The organism is Streptomyces swartbergensis (assembly GCF_002148965.1).
Lineage (GTDB): Bacteria > Actinomycetota > Actinomycetes > Streptomycetales > Streptomycetaceae > Streptomyces > Streptomyces swartbergensis.
In genome coordinates, this window is the sequence record NZ_NGFN01000560.1 from 1 (window position 1) to 3,118 (window position 3,118).

At 73.7% G+C, this 3,118-nt stretch carries 2 protein-coding genes; both read right to left on the reverse strand.

The window, feature by feature from the left end:
* Positions 1–130: 130 nt before the first annotated feature.
* On the reverse strand, positions 131–1,795 hold the full coding sequence (locus CA983_RS42030) for a carbamoyltransferase family protein (RefSeq protein WP_086605902.1): 1,665 nt from the start codon (positions 1,793–1,795) through the stop codon (positions 131–133).
* Positions 1,796–1,876: 81 nt separating this feature from the next.
* Positions 1,877–2,842 (reverse strand): NAD-dependent epimerase/dehydratase family protein, encoded by a 966-nt coding sequence (locus CA983_RS42035; protein ID WP_086605903.1) that lies wholly within the window; start codon positions 2,840–2,842, stop codon positions 1,877–1,879.
* Positions 2,843–3,118 lie beyond the last annotated feature (276 nt).

Genomic DNA, 3,118 nt, shown 5'->3' on the forward strand with positions numbered 1-3,118 from the left:
AGGACCACCCGGACCGGCCCCGGTCCGCTCGCCTCGGCCAGGGCGTGCAGGCACACGCGCAGACCGGGCCGGCCGAGGGTCGGGACGACGACGGCGTACTCGGCGTTCCCCTTGCGGGTGTCGGGCTCGGTCATCGCAGGCCTCCGGCGTCCTCGGAGCGGAACAGGTCGCCGCGGCGGACGGCGTACGGGCCGATGGCCAGCAGGTCGACGGGCGAGGAGCCGAAGCACTCCAGGGCGTCGCGCGGGTCGTCGACCATGGGCCGGCCGGCCGTGTTGAGGCTGGTGTTGACGACGACGGGGAGTCCCGTGAGCCGCTCGAACTCGCCGAGCATGCGGGCCACCAGCGGTTCGCGGGCCGGGTCGACGGTCTGGATGCGGGCGGTGCCGTCGACGTGCACGACGGCGGGGATGCGGTCCCGCCACTCCTGGTCGACGTCGTGCACGAACAGCATGTACGGGCTGGGCAGCGGGCCGTCGAAGATCTCGGCGGCGCGGTCGGCGAGGACCATCGGGGCGACGGGCCGGAACTGCTCGCGGCCCTTGACGTCGTTGAGCCGTTCCAGGTTGCCCGCGTGCCCGGGGTGGGCGAGCAGGGAGCGATGGCCGAGCGCCCGGGGGCCGTATTCGGAGCGCCCCTGGAACCAGGCGACGATCGCGTTGTCCGCGAGGGCGCGGGCGACGGTGGCGGCGATGTCCGGGGGCCGTTCGAAGGGTACGGCGGCCGTCTTCAGCCAGGCTCCGAGCTCCGCGTCGGACCAGTCCCGGCCGAGGTCGGCGCCGGCCATGGGTTCCGGCTCGTCGCCCTCGCCGGCGGACAGCAGCAGGGCGCCGCCCAGGGCGGTACCGGCGTCTCCGGCGGCGGGCTGCACCCACACCCGGGAGAAGGGACCCTCGCTTGCGATACGGGAGTTGGCGACACAGTTGAGGGCGACGCCACCGGCGAGCGTGAGCACCTGGTCGTGGGTACGGCCGTGCAGCCAGCGCACGAGGTCGAGCAGGGTCTCCTCCAGCACGGCCTGGGCGCTGGCGGCGACATCGGCGTGATCCTGCGTCCACGGCTCGTCGGCGCCGCGCGGCGCGCACAGCTCCTGCCACGGCACGCCGGTGGCGTGGAAACCGCCGTCGCCGGTCGGGTACACGTGGCGGCGCAGTTCGGCGAGCATGCGTGGCGTGCCGTGGGAGGCGAGCGCCATCACCTTGAACTCGTCGGAGGAGCGCAGGAAGCCGAGGTGTTCGGTGAGTTCCTCGTAGACGAGGCCGAGCGAGTGCGGCAGGTCCTGTGCGTGCAGCGCCTCCAGCCGGTCTCCCACGCGGCGTGCGGCCAGGTGGGAGGCGCGTTCGCCGCGGCCGTCCAGGACCAGCACGGAGGAGTCACCGGCGTCCGGTGCGGCGAAGGCGCCGGAGGCGGCGTGGGCCATGTGGTGCGGCACGAAGCGGACGATGCCGGGGTCGAGACCGGGCAGGGCCGTCCGCAGGAATCCGGGAGCCTCGCGGGCGTAGGTCAGCCGCAGGTGGTCCCACGGGTCGTCCAGGCCCATGTCCCCGGCGGGCCGGGCCAGTGCCGGGTCGAAGGAGTAGGTGACCGCGTCGAGGTCCTGCGGCCGCAGCCCGGCCCGCTTCAGGCACCAGGCGGCGGCCTTCTCGGGCAGCTCCCAGGCGGAGAACGGCAGGGGTCGCTTCCCGTGCTTGCGCCGGGAGAACCGCTCCTCCTCCGCGGCGGCGACGGTCCGCCCGTCGATCACCAGGGCGGCCGCGGGGTCGTGGAAGAGGGCGTTGATTCCGAGGATGCGCATGGGGGTGGCGGCCCTTTCGGCGGTCGGGAGAAAACCGGACGCGGTGGTGCGGGGGGGGTGCCCGGGCGGGTCAGTCGTCGGTCAGTCGTCGGTTCCGTCCTCGCGGAACCAGGCGATCGTGCGCCGCAGCCCCTCCTCGGCGCGCACCTGCGGTTCCCAGCCGAGCTTGTCGCGGGCCAGGGTGATGTCCGGGCAGCGCACGGCCGGGTCGTCCACCGGGCGTTCGATGAAGCGGATCTCCGAGGGGGAGCCGGCGAGTTCGACGACCAGCCGGGCCAGGTCGAGCATGGTGATCTCGGTCGGGTTGCCGATGTTGACCGGGCCGCGCATGCCGTGGGCGGCCGCCGCGAGGATGCCGCGGACGGTGTCGTCGACGTAGCACAGCGACCGGGTCTGGCGGCCGTCGCCGGTCACGGTGAGGGGCTCGCCGGCCAGGGCCTGCCGTACGAAGGTCGGCACCGCGCGTCCGTCGTGGCCGCGCATCCGCGGGCCGTAGGTGTTGAACAGCCGCACGATGCAGGTGTCGGTGCCGTGGCTGTCGGCGTGGGCGGTGGTCAGCGCCTCGCCGAAGCGTTTGGCCTCGTCGTAGACGCTGCGCGGGCCGACCGGGTTGACGTTGCCCCAGTAGCGCTCGTCCTGGGGGTTCTGCTGCGGGTCGCCGTAGACCTCGGAGGTCGAGGCGAGGACGAAGCGGGCGCGGGAGGACTGTGCGAGTTCCAGGGCGTTGCGGGTGCCGAGGCTGCCCGTCTCCATGGTGTGCAGCGGCAGTCGCAGGTAGTCCGCCGGGGACGCCGGGGAGGCGAAGTGCAGGACGAGGTCGGGCCGTCGCTTGATCCGCAGGCCCTCGGCGACGTTGGCCTGCACGAGCGTGAAGCCGGGCCGTTCGAGCAGCGGGGATATGTTCTCGGGCCGGCCGGTGCAGAAGTCGTCCACGCAGGTGACGGCCGCGCCCGCGTCCAGCAGGGCGGCGCACAGGTGGGAGCCGACGAACCCGGCGCCGCCCGTGACGACGGCGTGTTCCCAGCTCCGTGAGAGGGCGGTGGTCATCTCGGTCTCTCCTCCGTCAGCGGCGTACGGCCCGGCACGACGGTGTCCGCCTCGGACCGCCGAGGGCGGCCGGAGGCCGTCGAGCCCACGATCAGCGTCCGCCGACGCTGCGACCACGGCACGGTCGCGTACGGCAAACCGGTGAGTCACGGAGGGTGAGGGGGTGGGATTACCGGGTGTTCGGGCAGGTCGGGGCGTGAATGGAGAGCTGGGAGCCGGGTGCGCTCCTCCAGCCTGCGACGGGGTGTGCGTGCGGGCCGACACGCGGACCGGCGG

Excerpts from the sequence above, each read along its gene's own strand:
- CA983_RS42030 (WP_086605902.1), bottom strand. The coding sequence starts at position 1,795 with ATGCGCATCCTCGGAATCAACGCCCTCTTCCACGACCCCGCGGCCGCC.
- CA983_RS42035 (WP_086605903.1), bottom strand. The coding sequence starts at position 2,842 with ATGACCACCGCCCTCTCACGGAGCTGGGAACACGCCGTCGTCACGGGC.